The organism is Alkalibacterium olivapovliticus, from assembly GCF_003003275.1.
Classification (GTDB): domain Bacteria; phylum Bacillota; class Bacilli; order Lactobacillales; family Carnobacteriaceae_A; genus Alkalibacterium; species Alkalibacterium olivapovliticum.
Map to the genome: position 1 here is coordinate 102,057 of NZ_PVTO01000002.1, position 12,688 is coordinate 114,744.

Genomic DNA, 12,688 nt, shown 5'->3' on the forward strand with positions numbered 1-12,688 from the left:
TGCTATACTTTAGTTAGTTCACTCAGTTCTATTATAAAGGAGTCAGACATGAATAAACCATTAGCGTATCGAATGCGCCCTTCCGTGATCGATCAGATCGTCGGTCAGGAACATTTAGTCGGAGAAGGCAAAATAATCTGGCGAATGGTAAAAGCAAAACAGTTATCTTCAATGATTTTATACGGTCCTCCTGGAATCGGTAAGACAAGTATTGCTAGTGCCATAGCAGGTTCCACTAAGTACGCTTTTCGGCTCTTGAATGCCGCAACAGATACCAAAAAGGATCTGCAAATCGTGGTCGAAGAAGCAAAAATGAGCGGTACTGTTGTATTACTTCTAGATGAGGTTCATCGCCTGGATAAACCTAAGCAGGATTTCCTGCTTCCCCATCTCGAAAATGGCCGTATTGTCCTTATTGGAGCAACAACAGAAAACCCCTACATTTCGATTCATCCCGCAATCAGAAGCCGTTCACAGATATTTGAATTGCAGCCATTGACTGAGCAGCAGATTACAGAGGCTTTAAAAAGAGCCCTTGCCGATAATGAAAACGGTCTGGGGCAGTACCCTATAACCATTGAACCCTCTGTTTTGAGTTATTTTTCAAGGGTCACGAACGGCGATTTAAGGAGTGCCTTGAATGCTCTAGAATTAGCTGTCAAGTCAACAAATAAAGATGAATCTGGAAATATCCCTATAACATTGGCAGTAGCCGAAGAATGTCTTCAGAGAAAATCTTTGACTCATGATAAAGACGGAGACGCGCATTATAATGCGATTTCTGCTTTTCAAAAATCAATACGCGGTAGTGATGTGCATGCTTCACTTCATTATCTTGCCAGACTCATCGAAGCTGGCGAACTAAAAGTTATTATTAGGAGGCTGCTAGTGACTGCCTATGAAGACATTGGACTGGCTAATCCTGCCGGGGTTTCACGCGTCGTGCAGGCCGTGGAAACAGCTGAAAAAATAGGGCTGCCGGAAGCTCGAATCCCTTTAGCCAATGCAGTGATCGAAATGTGCCTGTCGCCAAAATCAAACAGTGCAATCAGTGCAATCGATAAAGCCCTTCAGGACGTTCGAGACGGCAAAACGGGCGATGTTCCAGCACACTTGAAAGATACTCACTATAAAGGGGCAAAAGAACTCGGCAGTGGTGAAGGATATCAATACCCTCACAGCTTTCAGGAGCATTGGGTACGTCAGCAGTACCTTCCGGATTCTATAAAAAAACGAGAGTATTACGCCCCTTCCCTGACATCAAAATTTGAAGAGGCTTTGAATAAACAGCTGAAAAAGTTTTACAACAAGTAAACGCCTTAGTGGTCAAATTAATGTCAGGACGAGCTATCTGCATTGACTAATTACCCTCTCTGTGCTACTATAAAGATAAGAATTCTGAGGTGTACGCGATGCCAAACTACGTGTTGACCGAACATTGTATTAAAACACTGGGATTCAAAAGGGAAAATTGATGACATGCCTTATCACTTGGAAGTCAGATATTTTTCTGGTGAAACCCACCTGCTACTTGCGGGTTCAACCTAAACTGGCGTTCTACCGGCACCATCGGATTTCTTATACTTAGTCTTAAATTGGAGCGTGGACTTATGTCCCCGCTCTTTTTTTGTGAAATCGTTTCTATTAGCTATCACGTGCTTGTTTTAGTATACTTAAGGTACTAGAAGAAGGAAGGACGTGTTTAGTATGATGCAGGAATATAAATCTATACTAGTCGCTATCGACGGCTCCTCTCAGGCTGAAAAAGCCTTTAAAAAAGCTGTTGAGGTAGCTAAACGTAATAGTGCAGTACTTGTTTTAGCTCATGTGATCGATACAAGAGCCTATCAGTCATTCTCAACTTTTGACGGATCAATCGCTGATAACGCGAGAGTTGAAGCTAAGAATACGTTGAACGAATACAAAGAATACGCACAAAAAGAAGGCGTTCAAGATATAAAAATCGTTCTCGAGTACGGTTCGCCAAAGGTCATGATTGCTAAACAAATCCCTGAAGCAGAAAATGTGGACCTGATTATGCTGGGAGCAACCGGTCTTAATGCAGTCGAACGCATCTTTGTCGGATCTGTTTCTGAATATGTCATCAGACAAGCTAAATGTGATGTCATGATTATCCGAACTGACTTGAATAATAAACTGTAACAGTAAAAAAGGCATCCCCAGTCAACTGGGAATGCTTTTTTTAGTCTACTAATTATCTGAATTTTTCAACGTCTCTTGCGATCATGACTTCTTCATCAGTCGGAATTAGGTAGACTTTAACTTTAGAATTTTCAGATGAAATTTCTCTCTCTTTCCCACGTACGTTGTTTTTCTCTTCATCGATTTCAGCTCCAAGGAACGTCAATCCATCAATTACATTTTTACGGGTATCTGATCCATTTTCACCAATACCAGCAGTGAACACAATAGCGTCCACACCATTCATTGTAGCGGCATATGATCCAATATATTTTCTGACTCGATCTTCAAAAATACGCAACGCCAACTCAGCTTTTGGATCTGTCGCTTCGGCATCTTCCAGATCTCTCATATCACTTGAGATACCAGACAGTCCTTTTAATCCAGATTCATTATTTAAGATATCAATCATACCACCAATTGTTTTGATACCTTCTTTTTCCATTAAGAATGGAAGTAATGAAGGATCGATATCTCCAGAACGTGTTCCCATTGTAACACCAGCTAGAGGTGTGAATCCCATTGACGTATCAACGGATTTTCCGCCGTCTACAGCCGTTATTGATGCGCCGTTACCTAAGTGACACGTAATGATTTTTGTGTCCTCTAAAGGCTTGCCTAGAAGTTCTGCTGCTCTTTGAGAGACATACTTGTGGCTTGTTCCGTGTGCCCCATATTTACGTGCATTGTGTTTCTCGTAATATTCAAGAGGAATACTATACAAGTAGTTTACTTTAGGCATTGTCTGATGGAATGATGTATCAAAAACAGCCACACTTGTAATATCTGGTAAAATTTTACGGAATGCTTTGATTCCAGTAGCATTTGCGGGGTTATGAAGTGGAGCAAACTCAGATAAATCTTCAATCTGCTTGATAACTTCATCTGTTACTAATGCAGAATCCTTGAAAATTTCTCCTCCAGCAACGACACGGTGTCCCACTCCAGTAATTTCGTTAAAATCAGCTAAAATATTTAACTCTTTTAATTGTTCCAGAAGCATTTCAACCGCCACTTCGTGATCATCTATGTCTACGACTGTTTCGTATTTTTCACCGTCGTTATATTTTATAGTGAATATAGAATCGTTTAAGCCGATTCTCTCTACGATACCTGAAGCCAGTACCTTTTCTTGAGGCATGTTGTATAATTTCCATTTTAAACTTGAACTTCCTGCGTTGATTGCAATTGTTTTTGTCATATCGATTGCTCCTTTAAATTTAGTGTATTCCTTGTTCAGACTTCCAGTTAGTGATATCTGACAAGAATGTTTTAAACGCTTCTTTATTAGATAAGCTTGGAGAAGTAGCGATAAGTACTTCTTTAGCCTGTATGCTCTTATCGCCTTTTTTCTGTGCTATCAATATAGATTTTTTGGATTGCTCGTTCTTGAACCATTCACTAGGGAGATGGATGATTCCCTGAACATGGCCAACGCTTTGAATATGTGACAGCAGTGATTTTACTTCTACTGCTTCAAAGGTGCTGGTTGGTAATAAATAAAATGCAAGGCCATTGTCTTTCAAGTAATTCAAGCCTTGTTCTATCAGCAGAAAATGACTATAAGACTGTCCTTCTTTAATAGCCGTCTTGAATGCATCATCTTTCAGTTCCATTGGGTAATAGCCTACAGGCAGATCCGATACCATGATATCCACAGGATCAATCAGTAATGGTTTTAACGCATCCTGATGCATCAACTCGATCGGCATGTCCATCAAAGCTGAAAGTGTTGAGGTCAGTGAAATCAGTAAGTCGTCATTCTCAACACCAGTAAACACCAATTTCCTGTCAGCTGAATGAAGAGATGTATACAGTGTATACAGTAAATTACCAGTTCCTACTGAAAAGTCAGCAATATGAGCTGGCTGATCAAACGAGTAAAACAAATCGATCAGATAACTGAATAAAACGCCGATAGCATCCGGGGTCGGCTGATGGTTCGGTTGAAGTAGATCTTCTTTTGCCGCTTTGATAAGAATAAGCTGAATCGCCTGTTTTCTATCTTCGGCAGACAATGTCCGGTAATCGATCCGACTGTAAATATCTGTCAACTGCTGCTGGGTTTCAGCAGTCGGCAATCCATTTTCAACATGAACTGTCCCGTCATCAATAATGTTTTCACCTGTTTCTATTAAAGCTTCTATAAAAGTTGAATCGAGTCCCTCTTTGATCAGCAAGGATGATTCAAGTAATACAGAATAAAATTTTTCTACATTAATTGTGTCCAAAAAAAATTATCCTTTCATCTCTAATTAGTTTGACCATGACATATACAAGATACTGGGATAAAAAGTATAAGTAGTTTTGGTTATAAATAGTAAGGGTATCTCTATTCATTTTAACTCATTTACGCCATATTCACAAGATTAATCCTTTGTATATCCTGACAGTTGACCGGTGTTTAACTGTCAGAGAACAAAAAAAAGGAATCATATCAGCAGATGTGATTCCTTAATTATTTGTAATTAGTTAGCGACAGGGTAAACTGAAACTTTCTTTTTGTTTTTTCCCATTCGTTCGAAGCGTACAACTCCGTCAACTTTTGCATAAAGAGTGTCATCTCCACCACGGCCAACATTTTCACCTGGATGAATTTTAGTTCCTCTTTGACGGTATAAAATTGAACCTCCAGAAACGACTTGTCCATCTGCACGTTTAGAACCTAAACGTTTAGATTGAGAATCACGACCATTTGTAGATGATCCACCAGCTTTTTTATGAGCAAAAAGTTGTAAATTCATTTTCAACATAATTATTGCACCTCCATTACTTTTTAGATGAGGAATTGATTTTTAAATAATCTGTGTACTCTTCCTCGATACTGCTAAGGGAGAGATACAAGCTATTCAGTAAGATCTGAGCTGTTTCCATCTGCTTGTCATTTAATTTCCCGGGTAGCGCAAAGCTTAAGTAACCGCCTTGATCATTATCTGAAACCACTTCAAGTGGGACTTCAGCTATTTTGATCAGACTGTTAACTGCTCCAATACTCAAGGCAGACACTGCCGAACACACAATATCCTGACCATACGGACCGGATTCTGCATGACCCGTTATTAAGACAGAAGAAATATCTTCCTTGTCCAAATAGAAATGAATATCAATCATTTGAGAAACGCTTCCTTATCACTATTAGTTAGATTTGATTGATTTGATTGAAACTTTTGTATATGGTTGACGGTGACCCTTTTTAGTGTGAGAGTCTTTTCTACGACGATATTTGAAAGTCGTCACTTTTTTACCGCGACCTTGTTTTTCGATAGTAGCTTCTACTGAAGCACCTTCGATAAATGGACTTCCGACAACAGTGTCGTCTCCTCCAACAAACAATACTTCTCCAAATGTTACTGTATCGCCAGCTTCTCCGTCTAATTTTTCAACGTAGATGTCTTGACCTTCTTCAACTCTAAATTGTTTACCACCAGTTTTGATGATTGCATACATACTTGTTGCACCTCCTTCAAATTTTGAATAAAATATGACTATTTTATTCTTGCACTAAGACTCGCCATTATAAGTGGCCGAAGCACTTAAAAACTTATATTTGAGCGGTTGTAGCTGTGGTGCTCACAAAGACAACATTAGTATAATAACAATAATTACTCAAATAGTCAATTCTTTTTTCCGAAAAGCTTTTTCCAGAAAGACTTCTTTTCTTCTTTCAGTTTCATTAATGGAACAGTATCGCCAAGTAATCGGCGGGCAATATTTCTATAGCCTTGAGACGCTACATGGCTCGGATCAAGCACCACAGGATTTCCTTTATTAGATGACCGAACGACTTCATCATCTTCAAAAACGATACCCAGTAATTCAACTGATAAGTGACGGGTAATTTCGTCAATATCCATTACATCACCATTTTGCATCATTGATTTTCTGATACGGTTTATAATCAATTTCGGTGCGCCAATATCTGTCTGTTCGATAAGACCTATAATTCTGTCGGCATCTCGAATAGCAGAAATCTCAGGAGTCGTTACTAGAATCGCATCATCAGCAGCAGCGATTGAATTTTTAAACCCCTGTTCAATTCCTGCAGGACAATCGATAAGGACATACTCATAATCTTTTTTCAGCTCACCGATCAGTTCGATCATTTGCTCTTCATTGATCGCATTCTTGTCTGCATGCTGAGCAGCAGGCAAGAGGAACAGCTGGTCATTGAACCGTTTATCTTTAATAATTGCCTGATGCAGTTTTACTCTACCTTCTACGACATCTATAATATCGTAAATGATTCTGTTCTCCAGTCCTAAGATGACATCCAGGTTTCTAAGACCAATATCCATATCTACCAGACATACTTTTTTGCTCTGAAGCGCCAAAGCAGTTCCTATATTTGCTGTAGACGTTGTTTTACCAACGCCACCTTTTCCTGATGTCACAACTATTGCTTTTCCCATTTAAAATAACCCTCCTGAATGTTTCCCTATTTCCGGTCGAATCGTTTTCAGATTGTGTAGAGGTGAAACCTCGATAATATGTAAGTCATTTACATAAACAAATTTCAGTTCATCTGACTGTTCACTACTGTTCTCTGTTTTTTCGACGACGTGTACATTTCCACCAATTCTTACTTGAGCATTGTGTCTGAAGTTCGCCAATACAATTGCATTTTCATTCCCATTGAAACCTGCATGTGCGATCCCTTTCAGTTCACCAATAACAAAAATACTGCCTGTGGCTCTTACTGTGCCCCCCGGGTGTACTTCTCCAATGAGCAGCAGATCGCCTTCAATGTCCAGTATCTGTCCGCTCCTGACTGTTCTCACCTCAAGCTTTGGCCGGGATGCCTTATGCAGCTTAATTGCCTCATCAATAAGAATGACTTCAGACTGAAAAGATGAAATAGTGAAATGGTCATCTTCGATTATCTCTTCTATCTGCTTTTTTTCATCACTCGACAACTTTCTGATACCAGATTTGACGAAAAAGGTTAATTCATGCCCCGTTTGGGTGTCGTTTTTTAGTTGTACTTTGAGTTCTTTAATTTCTTCAAGTATTGAGTCAATAGAAGCAGACGCATCTAAAATAAGTTGGAATCCTTCTTTTCTGCCCTTCAAAGTAACAGCTTTATTCATTAAATTCACCCCACTATTTATCTATAAGTGATTCTGGATTTATCTGATTTTTCTTTATTTTTGGATTGAATCAGCTGAATAGCCTGTTTTATCGGAAAAACAAGTACTATTGCACTAATCGTATTGAACAGTAATGATGCCGATAGACGTGTCGCCAAAAATTCTTGGGTCGTTAACGCGGTCAAATCGATTCCTTTATGAACGCCAAAGACAAAAAATTCCAGAAAAGTCAGCATAATGACAGACATTAGAATCATAATCAATACATTAGCATCAAAAATTCTTCTCAGCTGAATAACGAAGTAAGCGACTAATGTTAAACCAGCCATATATATACCCAGTATTCCCGAAAAATAACTGTCATAAATAAAGCCAAAAACCAATGTTAGAGTGTACATATGTCTGGGCTCTAAATAAAAGGCCAGTATGATCACCACTAGAACTAACAATCGTGGAGACATAAAGCCAAATGAGACAGACAATTGCTCGTAAAATAAAGAAACAATCAGTCCATCCAGTAAAAGTGAGAAGAATAGTAAAACAATCGGAATGATGACTTTCTTCCATTGCTCCATATTATTCCCCACTTCCCGCTAGTCTGTTGATAATCGTTACATATCTGATATTCTCAAAATCAGCTGCAGGTCTAACGTGTACCTGCTGAGCTAAACCGTGCGCATCCATAGTAACCTCTTCTACTTCTCCTATTACTAAACCTCTAGGAATAACGCCTCCTAAGCCGGATGTCGTAATCAGTTCACCTTCGTCTATTTCAATCGTAGAAGTGATCTGAGACATGACCAAGTGTTCGGCACTGTTATCATATCCACTGATCAGCCCATAAACGATTTCTTCATCCAAAATAATTTCAGATGAAACCTGATTGGCTGTCTGCTCTATGTTAGTCAGCAGAACTACTTTAGAACTGGTTGGATTCACTTCTGAAATACGACCTATCAGACCATTTCCAGACATGACAGGCATCCCAACTTCTACTCCATCCTGACTTCCTCTGTCAACGATGATCTGATCTACCCAGTTGTCGGGACTGCGGGAAATCACGGTACCTGAAATTGTCTGGAACTCCGTTAGCGAATTCTGCAGTTCCAGTTCTTCACCCAACCTCATGTTTTCATCTCTCAGTACACTGATTTCTGCCTGTCGCTCATAAATTTTATCTATCTCTGTTTTTAATCTCTGATTTTCTTCATAAGTATTCTGCAGATCACTGACTGATTCGAACACAGAAGTCAATGCATTTGCAGGGCGTGAAAAAACACGTCCCATTACAGCTGTAATATCATTAGATGCTTGCTGCAGAAAAGGAATACTGTCTCCACTTCTAATAGAAAGAGAAATTAAAGACACAAACATAATGACACTGATCAGTAGGACAATCATTTTTTTATTAGTAAAAAATTGGTTCAACTAAAACACCTCTTATAATTAACTTCGCTTATTTTACCATACATTTTACGTCTATCGTAGAGGCAGTTCGCTAAGAATATGTCGAAATAAGATCTATTATTTCATGAAATAAGCGGGAAGTCGCCTTCCCGCCCATTTTACCTAGATTGTTTTTTATACATGTCTATATGGTTCAATGCTTCACCAGTTCCTATAGCTACACAATCAAGTGGATTGCTTGCTACAAATACCGGAACCTCTGTTGCTTCAGCAATGATATCACTTAAGTGATTCAGCAATGTGCCTCCACCAGTCAGGACGATTCCTCTATCAATAACATCGGCAGAGATTTCTGGTGATGTATCCTCTAGAGTGGATTTGACAGCAATAATAATGGCATCTATCACTTCTCTGATTGCTTCTGCAATATCTGTAGCCGGAATAGATATCGTTTTAGGGAGACCAGTCAGTAAATCTCTTCCTCTAATATCCATATTTTCCAGTGTTTTAGATGACTCAAAGGATGCACTGCCCAACTGGATTTTAACGGCTTCAGCTGTACGTTCTCCGATAAGCAGATTGTACTTGTTTCTTATATAATGAATGATGGACTGATCCATCTGATCGCCTGCCATTTTAATCGTACGACTGCTGACGATTCCACCTAGAGAAATAGTTGCGACATCAGTAGTCCCACCACCAATGTCCACTACCATACTACCGGTAGGCTCATTTACTGGTAATCCAGCTCCAATAGCGGCTGCAAATGGTTCTTCGATCAGATAAGCATCTTTTGCTCCTGCCATTCTTGTCGCATCAATAATAGCTCTTTTCTCAACTTCCGTTCCGCCTCCAGGTACACAGACCAGTACGTTAGGTTTAGATGCTCTCTTCCCAAGCGATTTACCTATGAAGTATTCCATCATTGCAGCTGTTGTATCAAAATCAGCGATTACACCATCTTTCATCGGCCTGATGGCTACTATACTGCCTGGTGTTCTTCCAATCATTTTTTGGGCATTTACACCTACTGCTACGACCTCATCAGTCTGTCTGTCTTTAGCGACTACAGATGGTTCTCCTAAAACAATTCCTTTACCTTCAACATACACATTAGTATTTGCTGTACCTAAATCAATTCCAATATTTTTTTTTCTAAACCAAGACACTCGGAAAATCTCCTTTCAAAATTAAAACCTTACAAATTTAATTACTATAGAATAGTATTCATTATGCTATTGTACCTTTTTAAAACAGATTATGCACTATCTGTTATTGACTTTATTTTAATTTTAATATTTGCAACGATTCGTTACACTGTCATTTAAGCATTAAAAAACCGAGTAAGCATCATGCTCACTCGGTCGAAACTAATTTTAAAGTTGATTAAGCTTTTTCTACGTTAGCAGCTTGAGGTCCGCGTGCGCCTTCTTCAATATCGAAAGTAACAGCTTGTCCTTCTTCTAATGATTTGAATCCTTCTTCGTTAATAGCTGAGAAATGTACAAATACGTCATCTGCACCTTCGCGCTCGATAAATCCAAATCCTTTTTCTGCGTTAAACCATTTTACTGTACCATTTTCCATGTTAAAAATTCCTCCTCGTGCCTTTTGCACTTTATATTTCACATTATTGCTATAGGTACGGATTGGAATGTTACTACACATTACGTCTTTCTTTCCCCTAACAAAATGCTAATTACATATTATCATGATGAAATCAATAGCGCAAGCAAATAAACTCGGCTTTTATATAAAAGAAGATAAATGCACAAATTATTACAGCTCGCCCATTTCCTTCAAACTGATGTAAGAATCTTCCCCAATGATGAAATGATCCAAGAGTTCAATTCCAATCAATTTCCCAGCTTCACTCATTCTTTTAGTAAAAGATAGATCCGCTTCAGAGGGTTCTGGATTGCCAGATGATAGCGATAGGTAAGGTTTTGAAATTATCTCCACTTTTTCCCCCGCTTCACACCGTGCATGCAACTTTCATCGCACACGGCGTTCCATCGATTGTCTATCTATTTCATTTACCTCAATCTTGTCTAATTATTTGTAATCCCCGTTTGCAATTACTTTGTTTCCAACCAATAGACGCAGTTTGTTCAGTTTTCCCAACTGTTCCTTATTTAAATTTAGTATCCTGATATATTTCTGGATAATATCATTTTCTGTTGAATGTACTAGCCTATGGACATCCCTAGTTATCAATACTAGGTTGGAATAGCTGTCGTCTTTTGTGACACTCCACAATGTCTTATGATGGCAGTCCATTTCAGTCAGAATTAATTCTTCCCCAGTTACCGCACACATTCCATTTTGAGCAATGAAAAGTGAAATTCGATTGTCATTAAACTCAACTGTTGCTCGTCCGTTAGCGACTGGGTGTTTTCTAATCCATTGCACTTTCCAGTCTGGGACAGCTTTTTGTTCCTGATGCATCAATTCCCGTCCTTCTTTGGTGAATTTATTTACACCATTTTTGGGCATTAACGCATTTTTTGTTTTGACAAATCCAATTGGTATAATGGGATACCCATTAATATATCTGGTCATTTTTGATTTTAAATAAGGCTTGATTCCTTTGTCTTTGATTGAATAGTTAGATGTTTTCCTAAGCGAAAACTGTTTTAACCTATTACGTTTAACTAACGTCAGTTGGTATTGTACTGGCATCAGACTATCGTTTACCTGTGTTGCAATTTGGTAATAATTGTGAATGCCAATTACCATACTGTTGTAGATTTGAACGTTTTTAATTAGTTCAGTTCCGCTTGGAGCTTTTTGCATAAGTTTGATTTGGTCTTTAAGTTGCTTTTTAATCCTCGTTCGTGCTTTTTCTGCTATATAGGACTGACAGACAAACTTTTTCCGCCCAGAACGGTCGGTTCCTTTTCGTTCCATCTTCAGTTCAAACCCAAGAAATTCACTGCTTTTCTTTTTCAGGTTTGTGATTTGAGATTTCTCTTCAGAAATCGGAAGATTTAAACGTTCTTCCAACCACATTCTACTAGCCATAAATATTTTATCGGCGTTGGAGCGTGTTGTCGTAAAAATTTTAAAGTCATCAGCATAGCGGACAATGTACATTTCTTTCAGTTTAGAAGTTTTACGTAGCTGATTATATCTATATTGATGGCTATACAGTCCCGTTTTCTTATTAAGGTAGTCGTTTATGTTACGACACTTTTTACTTTCCCATTGGTTAGCAATCCACCAATCAAATTCATTCAGATTGATATTGGCTAGCAAGGGGGAAAGTATACCGCCTTGCGGTGTCCCCTTAGTTGGATAAACAATTTTACCGTCTGGTAGGACGACTGGAGCTTTGAGCATTTTCCGAATAATAACGAGTAACTGTTTATCTCGGATGCCCATAGTCCATATTTGTTGCATCAGTTTTGAATGTTTTACTTCATCAAAGAAACCTTGAATATCAACATCCACAACATATTGCATTTTGTTATTGTTTATTCGGCCTGCACAAGCGGAAATCGCATTTTCGGCAGATTTGGTTGGTCGGAAACCGAAACTGTATTTATAGAATTTAGCTTCACATATCGGTTCTAAAACTTGCAAGATACATTGTTGTGCTATTCTATCCCACATAGAAGGTATCCCAAGAGGTCTAATTTTTCCATTAGGCTTTGGGATTTCCACTCGTTTTACTTTTCGAGGATTATAATGCACGAATCGTTTCTTTACAATGGCAATGAAATCGTTGGTACTTAATTTTTCGATATCATTGATTGTAACTTTGTCTTCCCCTGCCGTAGCACTCCCGTTATTTCGCTTAATATTACGGTAAGCGAGTAGAATGTTGTCGTTTGAGGTGATAATCGACATTAGATTCGTAAATTTTTTGTTTTCTTCACTTTCTGCAAAAAGCTTATCCAACTTTTCGGTCATTCCATAATATTCAGCATGGCGTAACCGTGTGTTTTTCATTCTTGGGATTTTCTTATAATTTTCTTTCAAGGTTTATC

Annotated in this window: 14 protein-coding genes, 1 other RNA gene, 1 pseudogene and 1 other annotated feature; of the genes and pseudogenes, 3 read left to right on the top strand and 13 right to left on the bottom strand. The window is 38.6% G+C overall.

The window, feature by feature from the left end; all coding sequences use genetic code 11:
- Positions 1-48 precede the first annotated feature (48 nt).
- The 3 genes from CLV38_RS01465 (at position 49) to CLV38_RS01475 (ending at position 2,163) form a co-directional block, all read left to right on the top strand.
- Positions 49-1,314, top strand: coding sequence for a replication-associated recombination protein A (locus CLV38_RS01465; RefSeq protein WP_106190566.1), 1,266 nt, complete (start codon positions 49-51; stop codon positions 1,312-1,314).
- A gap of 78 nt (positions 1,315-1,392) precedes the next feature.
- Positions 1,393-1,580, top strand: a non-coding RNA gene (ssrS, locus tag CLV38_RS01470) — 6S RNA.
- 127 nt (positions 1,581-1,707) lie between these two features.
- Positions 1,708-2,163 carry a universal stress protein gene (locus CLV38_RS01475; RefSeq protein WP_106190568.1) on the top strand — a complete coding sequence of 152 codons (456 nt, stop codon included), beginning with the start codon at positions 1,708-1,710 and terminating at the stop codon, positions 2,161-2,163.
- Between the two features lie 52 nt (positions 2,164-2,215).
- Here the strand turns inward: CLV38_RS01475 and CLV38_RS01480 are convergent, their stop codons facing one another.
- The 13 genes and pseudogenes from CLV38_RS01480 to ltrA all read right to left on the bottom strand — a co-directional run bounded on the left by CLV38_RS01480 (position 2,216) and on the right by ltrA (position 12,650).
- On the bottom strand, positions 2,216-3,403 hold the full coding sequence (locus CLV38_RS01480) for an acetate/propionate family kinase (protein ID WP_106190571.1): 1,188 nt from the start codon (positions 3,401-3,403) through the stop codon (positions 2,216-2,218).
- A gap of 19 nt (positions 3,404-3,422) precedes the next feature.
- A complete protein-coding gene (locus CLV38_RS01485) occupies positions 3,423-4,433 on the bottom strand; it encodes a class I SAM-dependent methyltransferase (RefSeq protein WP_106190573.1) in 1,011 nt (336 codons plus the stop codon).
- Between the two features lie 237 nt (positions 4,434-4,670).
- Positions 4,671-4,958 (bottom strand): 50S ribosomal protein L27, encoded by a 288-nt coding sequence (gene rpmA / locus CLV38_RS01490; protein WP_106190575.1) that lies wholly within the window; start codon positions 4,956-4,958, stop codon positions 4,671-4,673.
- A gap of 13 nt (positions 4,959-4,971) precedes the next feature.
- Positions 4,972-5,313: a ribosomal-processing cysteine protease Prp gene (locus CLV38_RS01495; RefSeq protein WP_106190578.1), complete on the bottom strand. Its 342-nt coding sequence runs from the start codon at positions 5,311-5,313 to the stop codon at positions 4,972-4,974.
- A gap of 24 nt (positions 5,314-5,337) precedes the next feature.
- A complete protein-coding gene (gene rplU / locus CLV38_RS01500; protein WP_106190581.1) occupies positions 5,338-5,649 on the bottom strand; it encodes a 50S ribosomal protein L21 in 312 nt (103 codons plus the stop codon).
- 47 nt (positions 5,650-5,696) lie between these two features.
- Positions 5,697-5,769 (bottom strand) — a sequence feature (ribosomal protein L21 leader region).
- A gap of 47 nt (positions 5,770-5,816) precedes the next feature.
- Positions 5,817-6,611: a septum site-determining protein MinD gene (minD, locus tag CLV38_RS01505; RefSeq protein WP_106190584.1), complete on the bottom strand. Its 795-nt coding sequence runs from the start codon at positions 6,609-6,611 to the stop codon at positions 5,817-5,819.
- On the bottom strand, positions 6,612-7,289 hold the full coding sequence (locus CLV38_RS01510) for a septum site-determining protein MinC (protein WP_106190586.1): 678 nt from the start codon (positions 7,287-7,289) through the stop codon (positions 6,612-6,614).
- 17 nt (positions 7,290-7,306) lie between these two features.
- Positions 7,307-7,864 carry a rod shape-determining protein MreD gene (mreD, locus tag CLV38_RS01515; protein WP_106190588.1) on the bottom strand — a complete coding sequence of 186 codons (558 nt, stop codon included), beginning with the start codon at positions 7,862-7,864 and terminating at the stop codon, positions 7,307-7,309.
- A 1-nt stretch (position 7,865) separates the two neighbouring features.
- A complete protein-coding gene (gene mreC, locus CLV38_RS01520; protein ID WP_106190590.1) occupies positions 7,866-8,717 on the bottom strand; it encodes a rod shape-determining protein MreC in 852 nt (283 codons plus the stop codon).
- Positions 8,718-8,854: 137 nt separating this feature from the next.
- Positions 8,855-9,865 (bottom strand): rod shape-determining protein, encoded by a 1,011-nt coding sequence (locus CLV38_RS01525; RefSeq protein ID WP_106190593.1) that lies wholly within the window; start codon positions 9,863-9,865, stop codon positions 8,855-8,857.
- A gap of 217 nt (positions 9,866-10,082) precedes the next feature.
- A complete protein-coding gene (locus CLV38_RS01530) occupies positions 10,083-10,283 on the bottom strand; it encodes a cold-shock protein (RefSeq protein ID WP_034302391.1) in 201 nt (66 codons plus the stop codon).
- A 192-nt stretch (positions 10,284-10,475) separates the two neighbouring features.
- Positions 10,476-10,622: pseudogene (locus tag CLV38_RS01535) on the bottom strand (JAB domain-containing protein); the annotation flags it as partial.
- Between the two features lie 129 nt (positions 10,623-10,751).
- Positions 10,752-12,650: a group II intron reverse transcriptase/maturase gene (ltrA, locus tag CLV38_RS01540; RefSeq protein WP_106190819.1), complete on the bottom strand. Its 1,899-nt coding sequence runs from the start codon at positions 12,648-12,650 to the stop codon at positions 10,752-10,754.
- Positions 12,651-12,688 lie beyond the last annotated feature (38 nt).

What these genes read in the sequence shown, in the direction of transcription:
- CLV38_RS01465 (WP_106190566.1), top strand. Translation starts at nt 49, where the DNA reads ATGAATAAACCATTAGCGTATCGAATGCGCCCTTCCGTGATCGATCAG.
- CLV38_RS01475 (WP_106190568.1), top strand. Translation starts at nt 1,708, where the DNA reads ATGATGCAGGAATATAAATCTATACTAGTCGCTATCGACGGCTCCTCT.
- CLV38_RS01480 (WP_106190571.1), bottom strand. Translation starts at nt 3,403, where the DNA reads ATGACAAAAACAATTGCAATCAACGCAGGAAGTTCAAGTTTAAAATGG.
- CLV38_RS01495 (WP_106190578.1), bottom strand. Translation starts at nt 5,313, where the DNA reads ATGATTGATATTCATTTCTATTTGGACAAGGAAGATATTTCTTCTGTC.
- rplU (WP_106190581.1), bottom strand. Translation starts at nt 5,649, where the DNA reads ATGTATGCAATCATCAAAACTGGTGGTAAACAATTTAGAGTTGAAGAA.
- minD (WP_106190584.1), bottom strand. Translation starts at nt 6,611, where the DNA reads ATGGGAAAAGCAATAGTTGTGACATCAGGAAAAGGTGGCGTTGGTAAA.
- CLV38_RS01510 (WP_106190586.1), bottom strand. Translation starts at nt 7,289, where the DNA reads ATGAATAAAGCTGTTACTTTGAAGGGCAGAAAAGAAGGATTCCAACTT.
- mreD (WP_106190588.1), bottom strand. Translation starts at nt 7,864, where the DNA reads ATGGAGCAATGGAAGAAAGTCATCATTCCGATTGTTTTACTATTCTTC.
- CLV38_RS01530 (WP_034302391.1), bottom strand. Translation starts at nt 10,283, where the DNA reads ATGGAAAATGGTACAGTAAAATGGTTTAACGCAGAAAAAGGATTTGGA.
- ltrA (WP_106190819.1), bottom strand. Translation starts at nt 12,650, where the DNA reads ATGAAAAACACACGGTTACGCCATGCTGAATATTATGGAATGACCGAA.